Annotated in this window: 20 protein-coding genes; 14 read left to right on the top strand and 6 right to left on the bottom strand. The window is 67.4% G+C overall.

The features are described from left to right. The first annotated feature begins 267 nt into the window (after nucleotides 1–267). From HSX43_RS17530 to HSX43_RS17555, 6 genes are all read left to right on the top strand, one after another. Nucleotides 268–1,041, top strand: a complete 774-nt coding sequence (locus HSX43_RS17530; RefSeq protein WP_179381438.1) for a 3-hydroxybutyrate dehydrogenase — start codon at nucleotides 268–270, stop codon at nucleotides 1,039–1,041. After that, nucleotides 1,038–1,454 carry a pentapeptide repeat-containing protein gene (locus HSX43_RS17535; protein ID WP_179381439.1) on the top strand — a complete coding sequence of 139 codons (417 nt, stop codon included), beginning with the start codon at nucleotides 1,038–1,040 and terminating at the stop codon, nucleotides 1,452–1,454. The genes HSX43_RS17530 and HSX43_RS17535 overlap by 4 nt, the downstream gene beginning before the upstream one ends. Beyond that, nucleotides 1,447–2,010, top strand: coding sequence for a carboxymuconolactone decarboxylase family protein (locus HSX43_RS17540; RefSeq protein ID WP_235962726.1), 564 nt, complete (start codon nucleotides 1,447–1,449; stop codon nucleotides 2,008–2,010). The genes HSX43_RS17535 and HSX43_RS17540 overlap by 8 nt, the downstream gene beginning before the upstream one ends. After that, nucleotides 2,007–3,020: a patatin-like phospholipase family protein gene (locus tag HSX43_RS17545; protein WP_179381440.1), complete on the top strand. Its 1,014-nt coding sequence runs from the start codon at nucleotides 2,007–2,009 to the stop codon at nucleotides 3,018–3,020. The genes HSX43_RS17540 and HSX43_RS17545 overlap by 4 nt, the downstream gene beginning before the upstream one ends. 109 nt (nucleotides 3,021–3,129) lie before the next feature. Next, nucleotides 3,130–3,477, top strand: a complete 348-nt coding sequence (locus HSX43_RS17550) for a hypothetical protein (RefSeq protein ID WP_179381441.1) — start codon at nucleotides 3,130–3,132, stop codon at nucleotides 3,475–3,477. Then, nucleotides 3,474–3,860: a hypothetical protein gene (locus HSX43_RS17555; protein WP_179381442.1), complete on the top strand. Its 387-nt coding sequence runs from the start codon at nucleotides 3,474–3,476 to the stop codon at nucleotides 3,858–3,860. Before HSX43_RS17550 ends, HSX43_RS17555 begins: the two co-directional genes overlap by 4 nt. On the opposite strand, the gene HSX43_RS17560 is transcribed toward HSX43_RS17555, so the two are convergent. The 4 genes from HSX43_RS17560 to HSX43_RS17575 form a co-directional block, all read right to left on the bottom strand. After that, complete coding sequence (locus HSX43_RS17560) at nucleotides 3,844–4,467, bottom strand: helix-turn-helix domain-containing protein (protein ID WP_179381443.1); 624 nt, start codon at nucleotides 4,465–4,467, stop codon at nucleotides 3,844–3,846. The two genes, HSX43_RS17555 and HSX43_RS17560, sit on opposite strands and share 17 nt — an antisense overlap. A gap of 70 nt (nucleotides 4,468–4,537) precedes the next feature. After that, entirely contained in the window at nucleotides 4,538–5,266 is a 729-nt protein-coding gene (gene kduD, locus HSX43_RS17565; protein ID WP_179381444.1) for a 2-dehydro-3-deoxy-D-gluconate 5-dehydrogenase KduD, read from the bottom strand. Then, entirely contained in the window at nucleotides 5,263–6,087 is an 825-nt protein-coding gene (gene kduI / locus HSX43_RS17570; protein ID WP_179381445.1) for a 5-dehydro-4-deoxy-D-glucuronate isomerase, read from the bottom strand. The genes kduD and kduI overlap by 4 nt, the downstream gene beginning before the upstream one ends. Before the next feature lie 12 nt (nucleotides 6,088–6,099). Further along, nucleotides 6,100–6,405 carry a cupin domain-containing protein gene (locus tag HSX43_RS17575; RefSeq protein ID WP_179381446.1) on the bottom strand — a complete coding sequence of 102 codons (306 nt, stop codon included), beginning with the start codon at nucleotides 6,403–6,405 and terminating at the stop codon, nucleotides 6,100–6,102. A gap of 150 nt (nucleotides 6,406–6,555) precedes the next feature. Here HSX43_RS17575 and HSX43_RS17580 point away from each other — a divergent pair, with 150 nt between their 5' ends. From HSX43_RS17580 to HSX43_RS17595, 4 genes are all read left to right on the top strand, one after another. Continuing rightward, nucleotides 6,556–7,233, top strand: a complete 678-nt coding sequence (locus tag HSX43_RS17580) for a GntR family transcriptional regulator (RefSeq protein WP_179381447.1) — start codon at nucleotides 6,556–6,558, stop codon at nucleotides 7,231–7,233. 72 nt (nucleotides 7,234–7,305) lie between these two features. After that, nucleotides 7,306–8,274 carry a TRAP transporter substrate-binding protein gene (locus tag HSX43_RS17585; protein ID WP_179381448.1) on the top strand — a complete coding sequence of 323 codons (969 nt, stop codon included), beginning with the start codon at nucleotides 7,306–7,308 and terminating at the stop codon, nucleotides 8,272–8,274. Nucleotides 8,275–8,338: 64 nt separating this feature from the next. After that, entirely contained in the window at nucleotides 8,339–8,821 is a 483-nt protein-coding gene (locus HSX43_RS17590; RefSeq protein ID WP_179381449.1) for a TRAP transporter small permease, read from the top strand. A gap of 1 nt (nucleotide 8,822) precedes the next feature. Next, nucleotides 8,823–10,109, top strand: coding sequence for a TRAP transporter large permease (locus tag HSX43_RS17595; RefSeq protein WP_179381450.1), 1,287 nt, complete (start codon nucleotides 8,823–8,825; stop codon nucleotides 10,107–10,109). 3 nt (nucleotides 10,110–10,112) lie between these two features. Here the strand turns inward: HSX43_RS17595 and HSX43_RS17600 are convergent, their stop codons facing one another. Beyond that, nucleotides 10,113–10,406 carry a DUF1330 domain-containing protein gene (locus tag HSX43_RS17600; protein ID WP_179381451.1) on the bottom strand — a complete coding sequence of 98 codons (294 nt, stop codon included), beginning with the start codon at nucleotides 10,404–10,406 and terminating at the stop codon, nucleotides 10,113–10,115. Between the two features lie 85 nt (nucleotides 10,407–10,491). Here HSX43_RS17600 and HSX43_RS17605 point away from each other — a divergent pair, with 85 nt between their 5' ends. The 4 genes from HSX43_RS17605 (at nucleotide 10,492) to HSX43_RS17620 (ending at nucleotide 14,417) form a co-directional block, all read left to right on the top strand. Beyond that, complete coding sequence (locus tag HSX43_RS17605) at nucleotides 10,492–11,814, top strand: NAD(P)-dependent oxidoreductase (protein WP_179381452.1); 1,323 nt, start codon at nucleotides 10,492–10,494, stop codon at nucleotides 11,812–11,814. After that, nucleotides 11,814–12,605: an Fpg/Nei family DNA glycosylase gene (locus HSX43_RS17610; protein WP_179381453.1), complete on the top strand. Its 792-nt coding sequence runs from the start codon at nucleotides 11,814–11,816 to the stop codon at nucleotides 12,603–12,605. Before HSX43_RS17605 ends, HSX43_RS17610 begins: the two co-directional genes overlap by 1 nt. A gap of 100 nt (nucleotides 12,606–12,705) precedes the next feature. Next, nucleotides 12,706–14,010, top strand: a complete 1,305-nt coding sequence (preA, locus tag HSX43_RS17615) for an NAD-dependent dihydropyrimidine dehydrogenase subunit PreA (protein ID WP_179381454.1) — start codon at nucleotides 12,706–12,708, stop codon at nucleotides 14,008–14,010. Further along, complete coding sequence (locus HSX43_RS17620) at nucleotides 14,007–14,417, top strand: hypothetical protein (protein ID WP_179381455.1); 411 nt, start codon at nucleotides 14,007–14,009, stop codon at nucleotides 14,415–14,417. Before preA ends, HSX43_RS17620 begins: the two co-directional genes overlap by 4 nt. A 52-nt stretch (nucleotides 14,418–14,469) precedes the next feature. On the opposite strand, the gene HSX43_RS17625 is transcribed toward HSX43_RS17620, so the two are convergent. Further along, nucleotides 14,470–15,714: a saccharopine dehydrogenase family protein gene (locus tag HSX43_RS17625; RefSeq protein WP_179381456.1), complete on the bottom strand. Its 1,245-nt coding sequence runs from the start codon at nucleotides 15,712–15,714 to the stop codon at nucleotides 14,470–14,472. Nucleotides 15,715–15,722 lie beyond the last annotated feature (8 nt).

Genomic DNA, 15,722 nt, shown 5'->3' on the forward strand with positions numbered 1-15,722 from the left:
TTCGCTTGGACTCCGTGACGTGAACGTCTATAAGAACGGTACTGCTCGATAGGTTTCTTGCCTGTATGAAACCTGCCTCAATGACTTAGCGCCGGCCTTGTGCCGGCGTTTTTTTGTCCGAGCAGAAAGATTTACCTGTCGATTTGCCTTGTGGAAGCCCGGTTCGGAACGGACCGGCGCGATGTACGTTTTGCGCAGACCCCGACTTTCGCAGGCGCAGCATCTGTGGTCCAGTCGGCGGCAACCGGACAGCAAGGGAATGCCGATATGTCGCTTCAGGGAAAAACCGCGGTCGTCACCGGATCGAACTCCGGCATCGGGCTCGGCGTGGCCCGCAGCTTTGCCGCGGCAGGGCTGAACGTCGTGCTCAACTCCTACACCGACGACAAGGCCGACCATGCGCTGGCCGAGGAGCTGGCGACGGCCCACGGCGTCGACGTGCGCTACATCCAGGCCGACATGTCGAAGGGCAAGGAAGCCCGCGCCCTGATCGAGAAGGCCGGAGCCTGCGACGTGCTCGTCAACAACGCCGGCATCCAGCATGTCGCCGGCATCGACGAGTTTCCGGCCGACAAGTGGGACGCGATCATCGCGATCAACATGTCCTCGGCCTTCCATACGACCGCTGCCGCCCTGCCGATGATGCGCGAGGCCGGATGGGGCCGCGTCATCAACATCGCCTCCGCCCACGGGCTGACGGCCTCGCCCTACAAGTCCGCCTATGTCGCGGCGAAGCACGGCGTCGTCGGCATGACCAAAGTCGTCGCGCTGGAAACGGCGGAAGAGCCGATCACCGCCAATGCCATCTGCCCCGGCTACGTGATGACGCCCCTCGTCGAGGAGCAGATCCCCGACACGATGAAGAAATACGACATGGACCGCGAGACGGCGATCCGAGAGGTCCTGTTGACGCGCCAGCCGTCGAAGGAGTTCGCCACGACCGATCAGCTCGGCGGCACCGCGCTCTTCCTCTGCTCCGATCACGCCGCCCAGATCACCGGCACGACGATCAGCGTCGACGGCGGCTGGACGGCGCTATGAGCAACGAGGACGCGAAGCGCGACAAGCTCGAGATCGAAGACACCTATCTCTGCGGTTCCGCCTTCACCCGCGTGAGCCTGAAGGACAGCACCTTTCGCGACGCCCACCTGATGAACACGCTCTTCGAGGACATCGATGCAACCGGTCTGCGCTTCGAGAACGCGAATCTGAGCGATGCGCGGCTCCATGACGTGAACCTGTCGAAGGCGCACGTCGAATACGCCAACCTCACGGGGCTCGAAATCACCGACGCGAACATGACCGGTACGCGGATCACGAACGTCAACATGACGGGCTTTCACCTCTCGAACGTCAACCTCACCGATGCGTCGATCAGCAACGGCAATTATGCCGGGCTGACGATCGACGGCATCCTCGTGACGGACCTTCTGAAGAAGTGGGCCGATGGCTGATCGCCCCGCACCGCGCAAGCCGACGCTGCCGGCACGGATCGCGCTCCTGCTGATCGAGCGGGCGGAGGTGCGCCTCGGCGTATCGCTGGCCTACGTGCGCGAGATCGCGGAGGCCGACCTCGGGCTCCTGCGGCGCTACAACCGGATCTTCGGCTTCCTCGACCCGGTCAATCACCTGCCCGCCGACGCCCATGCCGCCGCCCGCCTGCGCGGAACACTCGCCGCCGATTGCGGCAGCTGCGTCGAAGCGGAGATCAACCTCGCGCGCCGGGCCGGCCTGAAGCCCGCAACGATCGACGCCATCCTCGCCGGCGACCCGTCACTGCCCGCGCCCCTTCCCGCGATCATCCGGCTCTCGGACGCCGTCACCTGCGACCGCGCCGACGACGCCGGGGCGCGGGCGGAAATCCTGCACCACTACGGCAAACGGGGGTTGATCGAACTCTCCTTCGCCATGAATGGCGCGGCGCTCCTGCCCGGGGTCAAGCGTGCCATGGGCCACGCGACGGCCTGCGACCTCGAAACCATGCGCAAGCTGGCCGGGGCGAAGGCATGAAAGCGAAACGCATCAACCTCGCCCTGCAGGGCGGCGGCGCCCACGGGGCCTTCACCTGGGGCGTGCTCGACCGGATCCTCGCCGACGACCGGCTCGAGATCGCTGCCATCTCCGGCACCTCCGCCGGCGCACTGAACGGCGCGGCGGTCAAATGCGGCCTCGCCCGGGGCAGCCGGGATCTGGCCCGTGACACGCTGGAAGCCCTCTGGACGGATGTGGGCGCGCTCACCGACGAGCGCCTCGCCCCCTGGCTCGAAGCCTTCTCGCCTCTGGCCCTCAGCCACGGGGTCGAGATGTCGCCGCTCTACCAGGCGGGCGATATGTTCTCCCGGGCCGTGTCGCCCTACCTGACCGGCGGGGCGACGGAACATGCTCTGCGCCGCATCGTCGGGAAGTTGAATTTCAGGAGCATCTGTTCGGACGCGGGCCCGGATTTCCACATCTGCGCCACGAACGTGCGCACCGGCAAGATCAAGCTCTTCACCGGGCAGGCGATCGGGGTCGACGCGATCCTGGCCTCCGCCTGCCTGCCGACGCTCTTTCCCGCGGTCGAGATCGGGGGCGAACACTACTGGGACGGCGGCTACACCGGCAATCCAGCGCTCTTCCCGCTCTTCGAGGCGCATCTCCCGCGCGACATCCTCATCGTGAACATCAATCCGCTGGAGCGCCCGGAATTGCCGGTGACGGCCCGCGACATCCAGAACCGGATCAACGAGATCAGCTTCAACACCTCACTCCTGCGGGAGCTCCGCGCGATCGAGTTCGTGCAGCGCCTCGTGCGCGGCGGCAAGATCCCAGAGGGCGCGATGAAGGACGTCCTCGTCCACATGGTCGCCGACGACAGCCTGATGCGGCAGCTCTCGGTGGCGACGAAGACCGTCGCCAACCCCGTCGTCATGTCGCAATTGCGCAGCGCGGGGCACCGCGCGGCCGACGCTTTCCTCGACCGCGACTTCGACAAGGTCGGCGCGGCGTCGACCGTCAACCTCGAGGAGATGTTCGGCTGACGCCCTCGCATGACGCGGGATGACAGGGCCTTTGCGACCTGCTTAACTCCGGCGCGACAGGAACCGGCCAATGCGCCCCGCGTTTCCCTCCCAAAGGAAAGGAAACACAATGAGCCGACACGACTTCGCCCAGGATTGGGTGCCCTTCCGCGATCCGATCCTCTCGACCTATCCCGAACTCGACGATGCCGACCTGGAGGCCGCCGACGGCTCCACCGCCGAACTCGCGCGGCGCATCGCCGAGAAGCGCGGCACCGACGCCGCGGAGGCGCAGCAGCGCCTGCACGAGTTCCTGGCCGGCCCGCTCCCGGCGGATGCATATGCCGCCCCCGTCCACGACAACGCCGCCGTGCGCGACAGCGGCGACTACGTTCCCGAAGGAGAAGACCCGATGGCAGACGACGAGCGCTTCGGCGACGACACGACCCCCGACACGCCGATGGGTCGCACGCAGTGAAGGCGTTGCTCGCGGCCGCCCTCATCGTCCTCGCCCTGCCGGCGGGGGCGCATCCGACGCTGAACCTCGCCACCGACATCGACACCCGCTACCTCTGGTACGATGCCCCGAACACGACAGATGCCGGTGACGCGCGCATCCGTATCGTTTTCAACGGCCACGAGGGGGCCGCGGCGCTGACGCCGAACCAGTACTGGGCCTACTCCCGTGCCTATCAAAGGCACCTCGCCCATCTCTCGTTTCACCAGAGCGTCGCACAGGCCATCCCACGCGCCCGCCACCGCGCCTTCCGCGATGTGGTCGCGCGCTATCCGAACCTTCGGGTCGACGGCTTCGATCTGAAGATCAGCTACGGCGACGCCTTCATTACGCCAGACTTGTGACCCAGAGAATCGTCGCGTCCTCGGGCGAGGTGGAGATGACGTTGTGGCCCATGGACGCGTCGTAATACGCGCTGTCGCCGCGCTTCATGTCGACCGGCTCGTAGAACTCGAGGAAGAGCCGCACGGTGCCCGTCAGCACGAGCATGAACTCCTCGCCGCCATGGCGAACCCAACCGTCGAACTCGTCGAAGCTGCGCGCCCGGATCCGGGCACGGTAGGGTAGCATGGTCTTCTTTGTCATCGACGCCGCCAGCAGCTCGTGCTCGTAGGTCGTCGTCACATGCGCCTGACCCTCGCCGAGGCGCGTGATGTCGCGCCGCCCCATCACCTGCGCCTTGCTCGGCGGCGTGAAGAGCTGCGGCACGCTGATCTCGAGCCCAGTGGCCAGCTTCTTCAGCGCGTCGAAGGTGGGCGACATCTGCCCGTTCTCGATCTTCGAGAGAGTGGAGCGCGCAAGCCCCGCTTGCTGCGCCGCCTGTTCCAGCGTCCAGCCGCGCGACTTGCGCAGGTCGCGCACCCGCACCCCGAGGTCGAGCGGTTCGGCTTGGACCTCGGCCCCGTTTTCGCGGGCAAGGCGGATAAGGCTGGGTTCATCGCTTTGGGTCATGCGCGCTTTTAGGAAACGCCCCGCAGCGCCTCAAGCAAGATAATTTGCGGGTGACGCGACGCCGGGCCGCCTAGCGGGCAAGCCAGCCACCATCGACGTTGAGGACCGCACCGTTGACATAGTCGGACGCCGGTGCCGAGAGGTAGACCGCGGTCTGCGCGATATCCTCCGCCCGGCCCCAGCGACCGGCGGGGATCCGGTCGAGGATGGCCCGGTTGCGTTCGGGGTCGGCGCGCAGGGCCTCGGTGTTGTTCGTCTCGATGTATCCGGGCGCGATCGCGTTCACGTTGATCCCCCGCCCCGCCCATTCGTTGCAGAGCGCCTTCGTCAGCCCGGCGACCCCGTGCTTCGACGCCGCGTAGGACGGAACGCGGATGCCCCCCTGGAACGACAGCAGTGACGCGATGTTGACGATCTTGCCGGTGCCCTCCCGCGCGAAGACGGCGCGGGCAAAGGCCTGGCACGTGAAGAAGAGCGCCTTGAGGTTCACATCCATAACCGCGTCCCAGTCGGCCTCGGCGAAGTCGGTCGCATCGTCGCGCCGGATGATGCCCGCATTGTTGACCAGCACATCGATCGGACGCGCGTCGAAGACGTCACGCGCCGCCATCGGGTCGGCGAAGTCGAGCACCATCTCCTCGGCCGAGGCGATCCGCCCGACCGTCTCCGCGCACGTTCGGCGGCCGGCACAGATGACATGCGCCCCCGCCGCGCCGAGCGCCACGGCGACGGCCTGCCCGATCCCGGTGTTGGCCCCGGTGACGAGCGCCGTGCGACCGTTGAGGTCGAAGGCCGTCACCGCAGATCCTCCATCGCGACCATCTCGACGTCCTTGTAGTCGACGTTGTCGCCCGCCATCGCCCAGCAGAACGTATAGCTCCCGGTGCCGCAACCGCAGTGGATCGACCACGGCGGCGAGACCACCGCCTCCTCGTTCTGCATCACCAGGTGGCGCGTTTCCTGCGGCTCGCCCATGAAGTGGAAGATGCGGTTCGCGGGATCGAGGTCGAAATAGAGGTAGGCCTCCATCCGCCGGTCATGCAGATGCGCGGGCATCGTGTTCCAGACCGATCCGCCATGGAACATCGTGTAACCCATGACGAGCTGGCAGCTTTCCATCACGTCGGGGTGGATGAACTGGTAGATCGTGCGGTCGTTCGCCGTCTCGGGCGCGCCCATCTTCACCTGCCCGGCCTCGCCGATCTTGATGAGCTTCGCGGGAAAGCTCCGATGCGCCGGTGCGGAGACGAGGTAGAACCGCCCGCCCGTGCCGAACGTCACCGGCCCGCTGCCGCGTCCGAGGTAGAGCACGTCGCCGCGCGCAAGCTCGTGGGTCTCGCCCCCCGCCGAGACGCGCGCCGTCTCCCCGATGTTGAGCACCCCCATCTCGCGCCGGTCGAGGATCGAGGGCGTGCCGCATTCCCGCACCTCGTCGAGCACGATGTCGGCCCCGTCGGGGACGACACCCCCGACGATCATCCGGTCGTAATGCGTATAGTGCAGCCGCGCCTCGCCCGGCGCAAAAAGGCCACCGATATGGAAGCTGTCGCGCAGGGCCTGCGTATCCATTGCCCGGGTTTCGGCCTGGCTGACGGCGTGCAGGGTTGTCGTTGTGAGCATGGGTCTGGCCTTTCAGAGAAAATCGTCGCGTCGCGGTGTGAAACAGTCGACAAGCTCGCCCGCCTCGAGGCAGCGGCAGCCGTGCAGCGCCTCCGACGGGATGACGAAGCTGTCGCCGGCGCGGACGGTCGTGGCCGTCCCGTCGACGGTGAACTCGAACGCACCGGATTTGACGTAGGTCGACTGCACATGCGGATGCCGGTGCAGCGCACCCTCGGCATCCGCCTCGAAGCGGAAGGAGACGACCATCAGGTCCGGGTGATCGGCCAGCACCTGCCGCTTCACCCCGTCTCCGAGATCGATCGTGGGGAAAGCCATGCCGGTCTCCGTCCGCTTGCGAAATACTGGTATGGTAGTTGACAGAGAAACCCGACCGTCGCAATACGGAAACCGACGGTTCGGTCCGGATCGCCCTCGCGTCCGCACGACGGGACGGCTAGGACCGGCCCGCAACCAGGGCGGATGACGATGACCTCCAGCACCGATACGCGGCGCAAGACCGCTGACATCATCTTTGGCGCGCTCCGCGATCAGATCATGTCGCTCGAACTCCTGCCCGGCACCAAGATGTCGGAGGCCGAGATCGCGCTGAAGTTCGGCGTCTCGCGCCAGCCCGTGCGCGAGGCGTTCAACCTCCTCGGCAACCTCGACCTCCTCGACATCCAGCCGCAGAAGGCGACGCGGGTGCAGCGCTTTTCGCTCCGTCGCATCGCCGCCGCCCGGTTCGAGCGGCTCGCGATCGAGCTCGAAGTCGCCAGATCCGCCTGCAGAAACTGGTCAAGCGTCCATGCGCCCGGGCTCGAAGCCTGCCTCTCGGCGCAGCACACCGCGGTCGAGACGACGGACGCCAAGCTCTTCCATACGCTCGACGCCAAGTTCCACCGGCTGATCTTCGACGTGGCCGCCCCGCCCCTGCCCTTCGCGCGGGTGCTCGAGAAGAAGGCGCAGGTCGACCGCATCTGCGTCCTGAGCCTCAAGGACGCGGAGGAGATGGCCACGCTCGTCGCCGACCACGCCCTGATCCTCGATGGGCTCACGCGGCGCGACGAAGCCGGCCTCGACGCCGCGATCCGGCTTCACCTGTCCCGGATAGATCGAACGATCGCCGCCGTCCGCGCCGCGCACCCCGACTATTTCGACGATTGAACTGCCATCCCAGTTTTCGCTTTACCATATCTGGTATGGTAGTATGGTGAAACGGTAGTTTGGGAGGACACGATGAAATTCACCAAGATCCTGGCGGCAACCGCCGTCGCAATTGCGCTGCCCGTCGCAGCCACCGCGCAGGACTGGCGCGCCTGGAACATCCACCCCGAGGGCTATCCGAACAGCGTCGCCCTCGATCAGTTCGCGGCCGATGTCGCCGAGACCACCGACGTTTCGATCCAGGTGTTCCACGGCGGCGTCCTCGGCTCCCAGCCGGACGCGATCGAGCAGGTGCGCAATGCCGCGCTCGAAGTCGGCAACTTCAATCTCGGGCCAATGGGGCCGATCATCCCGATGACGAACGTCGTCTCCCTGCCCTTCATCTTCTCGAACGTCGACCACATGCATGCCGCGATGGACGGCGAGGTCGGTAAGACCTTCGAGGAGGCCATGACGGCCGAGGGCATCGTGCCGCTCGCCTGGTACGACAGCGGCTCGCGCAGCTTCTACAACTCGAAGCGCCCGATCATGTCGCCCGCCGACGTGGAGGGCCTGAAGGTGCGCGTGATGAACAACGACATCTTCGTCGACATGATCGCGCAGCTTGGCGGCAATGCGACGCCCATGGCCTTCGGCGAGGTCTACCAGTCGCTCCAGACGGGTGTGATCGACGGGGCGGAGAACAACTATCCCTCCTACGAGTCGACGGGCCATTACGAGGTGGCCGGCTTCTACTCGATCACCGAACATCTCATCATCCCCGAATGCCTCTGCGTGGCCACCGCCGCCTGGGAACAGCTCGACGCCGAGACGCAGGAAGCAGTGCGCACCGCCGCCCGCGCCTCCGCCGAGACCCAGCGTCAGTTCTGGGCCGAGCGCGAGCAGGAGAGCCGCGCCGCGGTCGAGGCCGCGGGTGCCACGGTCAACGAGGTCGAGAACAAGGTCGCCTTCCAGGAACGCATGGCCCCGGTCTACGAGGGCTTCGTCGCGGCGAACCCCGATCTCGCCCCGGTCATCGAGGCGATCCAGGCCCTCAACTGAGCCTGAGCACATCCATCGAAAGGGGGGCCACGCGGCCCCCCTTTGTCGCGCGGGAGAGACGAGCATGACCCAGATCCGGCACCGCATCCTCGACGGGGCCGCCGCGGTGGCGATGGCCTTCGCCAGCCTGCTGATGGTGGTCCTCATCGTCATCTTCGGCTGGCTCGTCTTCGGGCGCTACGTCCTCAACGCGACGCCCACCTGGGTCGAGCAGGCCGCGCTCCTCATGATCGTCTGGATCACCTTCCTCGGGGCCGCCGTCGGCGTCCGCCGGAACACGCACCTCGCGGTCGACTTCATCCGCGAGGGGCTGCCCGCGCCGCTCCGCACGGCCTGCATCGTCCTGTCGCTGGCCGCGCTCGCTGCCTTCGGGGCCGTCATGGCCTGGCAGGGCTACGTGATGTTCGAGCGCACCGCGCGCCGGGCCATCCCGCTCCTTGGCATCTCGGAGGGCTGGCGCGCCGTGCCCGTGAGCCTCAGCGGCGGGCTCATCTTCCTCTTTGCGCTCGACGCGCTGATCGGCCGGTTCCAGCGGGGGGCGAACTGACATGGGACTGGCCCTTCTCTTCGGCGTCTTCTTCCTGCTCCTGGTCGCCGGCGTGCCCGTCGCCTTCTGCCTCGGCATCGCGGCGGTCGTGGGCTTCCTCTACGAGGGCCTGCCGCTCTTCATCGCCTTCCAGCGGATCGTCTCGGGCATCTCGATCTTCTCGCTCCTCGCGATCCCCTTCTTCATCTTCGCGGGCGAGCTGATGCTCCAGGGCGGGATCGCGCTGCGCCTCGTCCGTCTCGCCTCGGCCGCCGTCGGCTGGATGCGCGGCGGCCTCGGCGTGGTCAACGTGGCCTCGTCGATGCTCTTCGGCGGCATCTCGGGCTCGGCCGTCGCCGACACCTCGGCCCTCGGGTCGATCATGATCCCGGTGATGAAGGAGAAGGGCTACGACGGCGACTACGCGGTCAACGTCACCGTCACCTCCTCGATCGCGGGCGTGGTCATCCCGCCCAGCCACAACATGATCCTCTACGCCATCGCCGCCGGCGGCCTGCCGATCAGCCAGCTCTTCCTGGCCGGCGTGGTCCCCGGCATCCTGATGTGCCTCTGCCTCGCCTTCGTCGCCTGGCTCGTGGCCGTGAAGCGCGGCTACCCCTCCGAGGCCTTCCCCGGCATCGCCCCCCTCCTCATCAGCTTCGCCGTGGCGCTTCCGGGGCTCATGACCGCCGTCATCATCGTCGGCGGCGTCCTCTCGGGCATCATGACGGTGACCGAATCCGGGGCCTTCGGTGCGATCTACGCCATCGTCGTCACCGCGCTCGTCTACCGGGAGCTGACATGGGAGAAGTTCAAGCAGGCGGTACTCGTCGCCGTGCGAACAACGGCCATGGTGATGATCCTCGTCGCCTGCGCCTCGGCCTTCGCCTACCTGCTGACGCTCAACCGCGTGCCCGACCTCCTGGCCGGGTTCGTGCTGTCGCTCTCGGAGTCGGAATTCGTCATCCTTCTGCTCCTCAACGCCACGTTCCTCGTCCTCGGCATGATCATGGACATGGCGGCCCTCATCCTCATCACCACGCCGATCTTCCTGCCGATCGTCATGGACCTCGGGATGAGCCCGGTGCAGTTCGGCATCATCATGATGATGAACCTCGGGCTCGGCCTGACGACGCCCCCCGTCGGGGCCTGCCTCTTCGTCGGATGCGTCGTCGGCGGGGAGCGGATCGAGAGCGTCGTGCGCACGATCTGGCCCTTCTACCTCGCCATTCTCGTGGCCCTCGCGCTCGTCACCTACGTGCCGGCGGTCTCGCTGGGCCTCGGCGCATGGATCGCCGGCGGCCCGTGACCCTCAGTCGCCAAGCCCTTCGAGCAGCATGATCTGCGCCTCGCCCGCGCCGATGCGGTGTTCGCGCGCTGCCTGATATTCGGGCGAGGCATAACAGGCCTGCGCCGCCTCGAGGCTCTCGAACTCGATGATGACATTGCGCGGCCGGCTCTCGCCCTCGAGCCCGACGACAGTGCCGCCGCGCGCCAGAACCTTCGCGCCCCACTTGGAAAATACCTCCGTCGCGCCCTTCGCATAGAGCGCATAGGGGTCCGGGTCGGTGACGGTGACATGGGCCACCCAATAGGCCTTGGGCATGTTTCCCTCCTGCTGATTTTTTACCAGTTGATAAAATTTCAATCCGTGGCACTCTGTCCAGAGCAAAGTTCAACCGGAGACACCCATGACCGAAGCACTGCGCCTCGACGGCATCCGCGCCGGACGTCTGGGGGCCGAGGATCTGGCCCGCAACTTCGACGACCTGCATGCCCCCCTCACCGGCCACGAGGCGCTGATCGCCGCCGATCGCTGCTACTTCTGCCATGACGCGCCCTGCGTGACGGCCTGCCCGACCGACATCGACATTCCCATGTTCATCCGCCAGATCGCCACCGGGATGGAGGATGCGGCCGCCAAGACGATCTTCGATCAGAACATCCTCGGCGGCATGTGCGCCCGCGTCTGCCCGACCGAGACGCTCTGCGAAGAGGTCTGCGTGCGCGAGGTGGCCGAGGGCAAGCCGGTGGAGATCGGCCGGCTCCAGCGCTTCGCCACCGACGCGATGATGGCCGAGGGCGAGCATCCGTACACCCGCGCCGCCGAGACCGGCAAATCCGTCGCCGTCGTCGGGGCCGGGCCCGCGGGCCTCGCCTGCGCGCACCGCCTCGCCATGCACGGCCATTCGGTGACGCTCTACGACGCGCGGCCCAAGGCCGGCGGGCTCAACGAATACGGCATCGCCGCCTACAAGACCGTCGACGGCTACGCCCAGGCCGAGGTCGATTGGCTCATGCAGATCGGCGGGATCAGCCTGAAGACCGGCCGCACGCTCGGCGACAGCCTGACGCTCGCCGCGCTGCGCGACGATTACGACGCCGTGTTCCTTGGCATCGGTCTCGGCGGCGTGGGTGCGCTCGGCCTCGAAGGCGAAGGCATGACCGGGGCCGAGAACGCCGTCGACTTCATCGCCACCCTGCGCCAGACGGCCGACCTGACACAGCTTCCGGTGGGGCGGCATGTCGTGGTGATCGGCGGCGGCATGACAGCCGTTGACGCCGCCGTGCAGTCGAAGCTCCTTGGGGCGGAAACCGTGACCATCGCCTACCGCCGCGACCAGGACCGGATGCCGGCCAGCCGCTACGAACAGGACCTCGCCGCCACCCATGGCGTGCGCCTCATGTTCGGGGTCGTCCCCGCCGCGCTCCGCGGCGAAGGGCAGCTGCGCGAGGTCGAACTCTCCTACGTGGACGGCGACATGAAGCCCACGGGCGAGACGGTGACGCTCCGCGCCGATCAGCTCTTCCGCGCCATCGGCCAGAAGCTCGAAGCGGTCGAAGGCCTGTCCCTCGACAGCGGCAAGATCGCGGTCGATACCGAGGGCAAGACCTCGCTCGACGGGGTCTGGGCCGGGGGCGACTGCGCGGCGGGCGGCGAGGATCTGACCGTCACCGCCGTCGCCGAGGGCCGGGACGCGGCCGAGGCGATCCACCGGGCGCTTTCCACCTGATGCCCGAACTGCCCGAGGTCGAGGCCCTGCGCCGGCGCATCGAGGACGGTGCCCTGCACCGCACGATCGCGCGCGTCCGCCCGGGCAACGACACCGCTCATATCGAGGTGCCCGACGCCGCCGGCCGCAAGCGGCTGGAGGGGCGGCAGTTCAGCCGCGCCACGCGCCACGGCAAGTACCTCTTCGCCGGCTCCGACGGCGGCCCCTGGCTCGCGCTGCACATGGGCATGGCCGGCTCCGTGCGCCTCTACGACGACGGCGACGCGCAGCCCGACTACGCCCGCCTGATCGTCGAGTTCGAGGGCGACCGCCGCCTCGCCTTCCGCGATCCGCGCAAGTTCGGCTGGGCCCGCGTGATCGACGCCCCCGAAGACGAGATCGCCGCCCGCGACCTCGGCCCCGATGCGCTCGCCATCGACGCCGAGACCTTCGCCCAGCGCATCGGCCAAAGCCGTGGGGCCGTCAAATCCGCCCTCATGGCGCAGGAGAAGCTGGCCGGCGTCGGCAACCTCTGGGCGGACGAGACGCTCTACCAGACCGGAACTCACCCGGAGACGCGGGGCACCGACCTCGGCGACGGAAAACTCTCCGACCTCCACACGGCGATGCGCCGCATCCTCACCGGCGTCTGCGACACGAACGCCACCTATTCCGACCTGCCCGACGCCTGGCTCATCCACCGGCGCGAGACGGGTCGCGCCTGCAGCCGCTGCGACGGCACCCTTACCTCCGAGAAGGTCGGCGGCCGCACATCCTACTTCTGCCCCTCCCATCAGGAGCGGGCGGCATGAGTCCCGCGAAGGCCCGCGGCCCGCGCCGCCCGGCCCGCACGGCGGGGGCGACATTCACACCGGCGGCTGAACCGCCCCAGAGACCCGACAGGAGACACCCATGGCTGATCTGACGACAGACTTCCTCGGCATCAAATCCCCGAACCCCTTCTGGCTCGCCTCCGCGCCGCCGACCGACAAGGAGTACAACGTCCGCCGCGCCTTCGAGGCGGGCTGGGGCGGTGTCGTCTGGAAGACGCTCGGGGCCGAGGGGCCGCCGGTCGTCAACGTCAACGGCCCCCGCTACGGCGTCATCCACGGGGCCGACCGCCGCGTGCTCGGCCTCAACAACATCGAGCTCATCACCGACCGCGACCTGGAGACCAACCTCGAGGAGATCACCCGCGTCAAGAAGGACTGGCCCGATCGCGCGCTGATCGTCTCGATCATGGTCCCCTGCGAGGAGGCGGCGTGGAAGGACATCCTGCCGCGCGTCGAGGCGACCGGCGCCGACGGGATCGAGCTGAACTTCGGCTGCCCCCACGGGATGAGCGAGCGCGGCATGGGGTCGGCCGTGGGCCAGGTGCCCGAGTACATCGAGATGGTCACGCGCTGGTGCAAGCAATACTACTCGAAGCCCGTGATCGTGAAGCTCACGCCCAACATCACCGACATCCGCAAACCGGCCGAGGCGGCCCGCAAGGGCGGCGCGGATGCCGTCAGCCTCATCAACACGATCAACTCCATCGTCTCGGTCGACCTCGATACGATGTCCCCCCACCCGTCGATCGACGGCAAGGGCACCCACGGTGGCTACTGCGGCCCCGCCGTCAAACCCATCGCGCTCTCCATGGTCTCCGAGATTGCCCGCGCGCCCGCGACCCACGGGATGCCCATCTCGGGCATCGGCGGCGTCACCACCTGGCGCGACGCGGCGGAGTTCATCACCATGGGCTGCGGCAACGTGCAGGTCTGCACGGCGGCCATGACCTACGGCTTCAAGGTCGTACAGGAGATGATCGCGGGTCTCAGCCGTTGGATGGACGAGAAAGGCCACGAGAGCATCGCTGACTTCATGGGCGCCGCCGTCCCGAACACGACCGACTGGCAGTACCTGAACCTCAACTACATCGCCAAGGCGAAGATCGACCAGGACGCCTGCATCTCCTGCGGGCGCTGCTATGCCGCCTGCGAGGACACCTCGCACCAGGCCATCGCCATGTCCGAGGACCGCACGTTCTCGGTCATCGACGAGGAATGCGTGGCCTGCAACCTCTGCGTGGAGGTCTGCCCGGTGGAGAACTGCATCTCCATGGTCCCCATGGAAGCCGGCACGACCGACCCGCGCACCGGCAAGGTGGTGCAGGACGACTACGCCAACTGGACGACCCATCCGAACAACCCCGGCGCGGTGGCCGCCGAATGATCGCCCGCGCGCTCGCCACGCTCCTGCTCCTCGGCGGGCCGGCGGCGGCGGACGGCTTCGCCAGCCCCACGGGCAACATCCTGTGCTATCTGGAACCGTCGGCCGCCCCGGCCACGGCCCCCGTCTCCTGCCTGATCTTCGAGGCGACCTGGCCCATGCCCGACGCCGATCCGACCTGCGACCTAGACCGCACGCGGATGGTCACGCTGCCGCGCCGAGGCCCGGCGCGGGCGGAACTGGCCTGCCACGGGGACGTGTTCTGGCCGCTGCCGCTGGGCACCCTCGGCTACGGGTCGGAATGGTCGGTCCAGGGTATCGGCTGTTCCATGGCGACCGACGGCGTGCGCTGCGTCAACGCGACCGGCGACGGCTTCCACGTCCGCCGCGCGGCCCTAACCTTGCGCTAGCGGTCGCGCCCGGCGACGTCATCCGCCCCCGGGCTCTCGGCCTGTACGCCCCTCAGGCGTTCCAGGCCTGATCCGGCCCGTCCAGCCCGCCGATCCGCATGCGCGTCGGCAGGCCGATCCGGTCGAGGATGGTGAAGAAGGGCTTCGGATCCAATTCCTCGACGTTGCGCATGGTGCCGGCGTCCCATTCGCCCGACGCCACCAGCATCGCGGCGGCCACCGGCGGCACGCCCGCGGTATAGCTGATCCCCTGGCTGCCCACCTCCTCGTAGGCCTCCTTGTGATCGGCTACGTTGTAGACGAAGATCTCGATCTCCTCCCCCTCCTTCACGCCCTTCACCAGATCCCCGATGCAGGTCTTGCCGGTGTAGTTCGGCGCAAGGCTCGACGGATCCGGAAGGCAGGCCTTCACCACCTTCAGCGGCACGACCTCCTGTCCCTCGGCCGTCACGACGGGCTGCTCGGACAGAAGGCCGATGTTCTTCAAGACAGTGAAGACGTTGATGTAGTGATCCCCGAACCCCATCCAGAAGCGCACGTCCGCGTTGGGGTAGTTCGTGGCCAGGGAATGCACCTCGTCGTGGCCCGACATGTAGGCCTGCGACGGCCCCACCACCGGCAGGTCCCAGACGCGGCCCACCTCGAACATGTCGTTCTCCTGCCAGGCCCCCTCCTGCCAGGAATAGACCGTACCGGTGAATTCGCGGAAATTGATCTCGGGGTCGAAATTCGTGGCGAAATACTTGCCGTGGGAGCCCGCGTTTATGTCCACGATGTCGATGCTCGTCACCTCGTCCATCTGGTCGATGGCGAAACGGGCATAGGCGTTCACCACGCCCGGATCGAAGCCAGCGCCCAGGATCGCCGTGATCCCCTTCTCGGCACAGAGGTCGCGCTTCTTCCACTCGTAGTTGGCGTACCACGGCGGCGTCTCGCAGATCTTGTCCGGCTCCTCGTGGATGGCCGTGTCGATATAGGCCGCGCCCGCCTCGATGCAGCCGTCGAGGACGTGCATGTTCACGAAGGCCGTGCCCACGTTGATGACGATCTGCGAGCCGGTCGCCCGGATCAAATCGGCCACGGCCGCGCTGTCGGTCGCGTCGAGCTGATGCGCGGCCAGAACGCCGTCCTGCTTCATCGCGCCCTTCTCGCGCACGCTGTCGAGGATCGCCTCGCACTTCGAGAGCGTCCGGCTCGCGATGTTGATGTCGCCCAGCACGTCGTTGTTTTGCGCGCATTTGTGCGCCACGACCTGCGCGACGCCGCCGGCGCCGATGATGAGAACGTTCGTCTTCAAGGGGTCAC

Source organism: Jannaschia marina, assembly GCF_013404595.1.
Taxonomy (GTDB): Bacteria; Pseudomonadota; Alphaproteobacteria; order Rhodobacterales; family Rhodobacteraceae; genus Jannaschia; species Jannaschia marina.

Coding starts and splice junctions, on each gene's coding strand:
- HSX43_RS17530 (WP_179381438.1), top strand. CDS start 268: ATGTCGCTTCAGGGAAAAACCGCGGTCGTCACCGGATCGAACTCCGGC.
- HSX43_RS17595 (WP_179381450.1), top strand. CDS start 8,823: ATGGGACTGGCCCTTCTCTTCGGCGTCTTCTTCCTGCTCCTGGTCGCC.
- HSX43_RS17580 (WP_179381447.1), top strand. CDS start 6,556: ATGACCTCCAGCACCGATACGCGGCGCAAGACCGCTGACATCATCTTT.
- HSX43_RS17585 (WP_179381448.1), top strand. CDS start 7,306: ATGAAATTCACCAAGATCCTGGCGGCAACCGCCGTCGCAATTGCGCTG.
- HSX43_RS17610 (WP_179381453.1), top strand. CDS start 11,814: ATGCCCGAACTGCCCGAGGTCGAGGCCCTGCGCCGGCGCATCGAGGAC.
- HSX43_RS17560 (WP_179381443.1), bottom strand. CDS start 4,467: ATGACCCAAAGCGATGAACCCAGCCTTATCCGCCTTGCCCGCGAAAAC.
- HSX43_RS17540 (WP_235962726.1), top strand. CDS start 1,447: ATGGCTGATCGCCCCGCACCGCGCAAGCCGACGCTGCCGGCACGGATC.
- HSX43_RS17620 (WP_179381455.1), top strand. CDS start 14,007: ATGATCGCCCGCGCGCTCGCCACGCTCCTGCTCCTCGGCGGGCCGGCG.
- HSX43_RS17590 (WP_179381449.1), top strand. CDS start 8,339: ATGACCCAGATCCGGCACCGCATCCTCGACGGGGCCGCCGCGGTGGCG.
- HSX43_RS17535 (WP_179381439.1), top strand. CDS start 1,038: ATGAGCAACGAGGACGCGAAGCGCGACAAGCTCGAGATCGAAGACACC.
- HSX43_RS17575 (WP_179381446.1), bottom strand. CDS start 6,405: ATGGCTTTCCCCACGATCGATCTCGGAGACGGGGTGAAGCGGCAGGTG.
- HSX43_RS17600 (WP_179381451.1), bottom strand. CDS start 10,406: ATGCCCAAGGCCTATTGGGTGGCCCATGTCACCGTCACCGACCCGGAC.
- kduI (WP_179381445.1), bottom strand. CDS start 6,087: ATGCTCACAACGACAACCCTGCACGCCGTCAGCCAGGCCGAAACCCGG.
- HSX43_RS17605 (WP_179381452.1), top strand. CDS start 10,492: ATGACCGAAGCACTGCGCCTCGACGGCATCCGCGCCGGACGTCTGGGG.
- preA (WP_179381454.1), top strand. CDS start 12,706: ATGGCTGATCTGACGACAGACTTCCTCGGCATCAAATCCCCGAACCCC.
- HSX43_RS17550 (WP_179381441.1), top strand. CDS start 3,130: ATGAGCCGACACGACTTCGCCCAGGATTGGGTGCCCTTCCGCGATCCG.
- HSX43_RS17545 (WP_179381440.1), top strand. CDS start 2,007: ATGAAAGCGAAACGCATCAACCTCGCCCTGCAGGGCGGCGGCGCCCAC.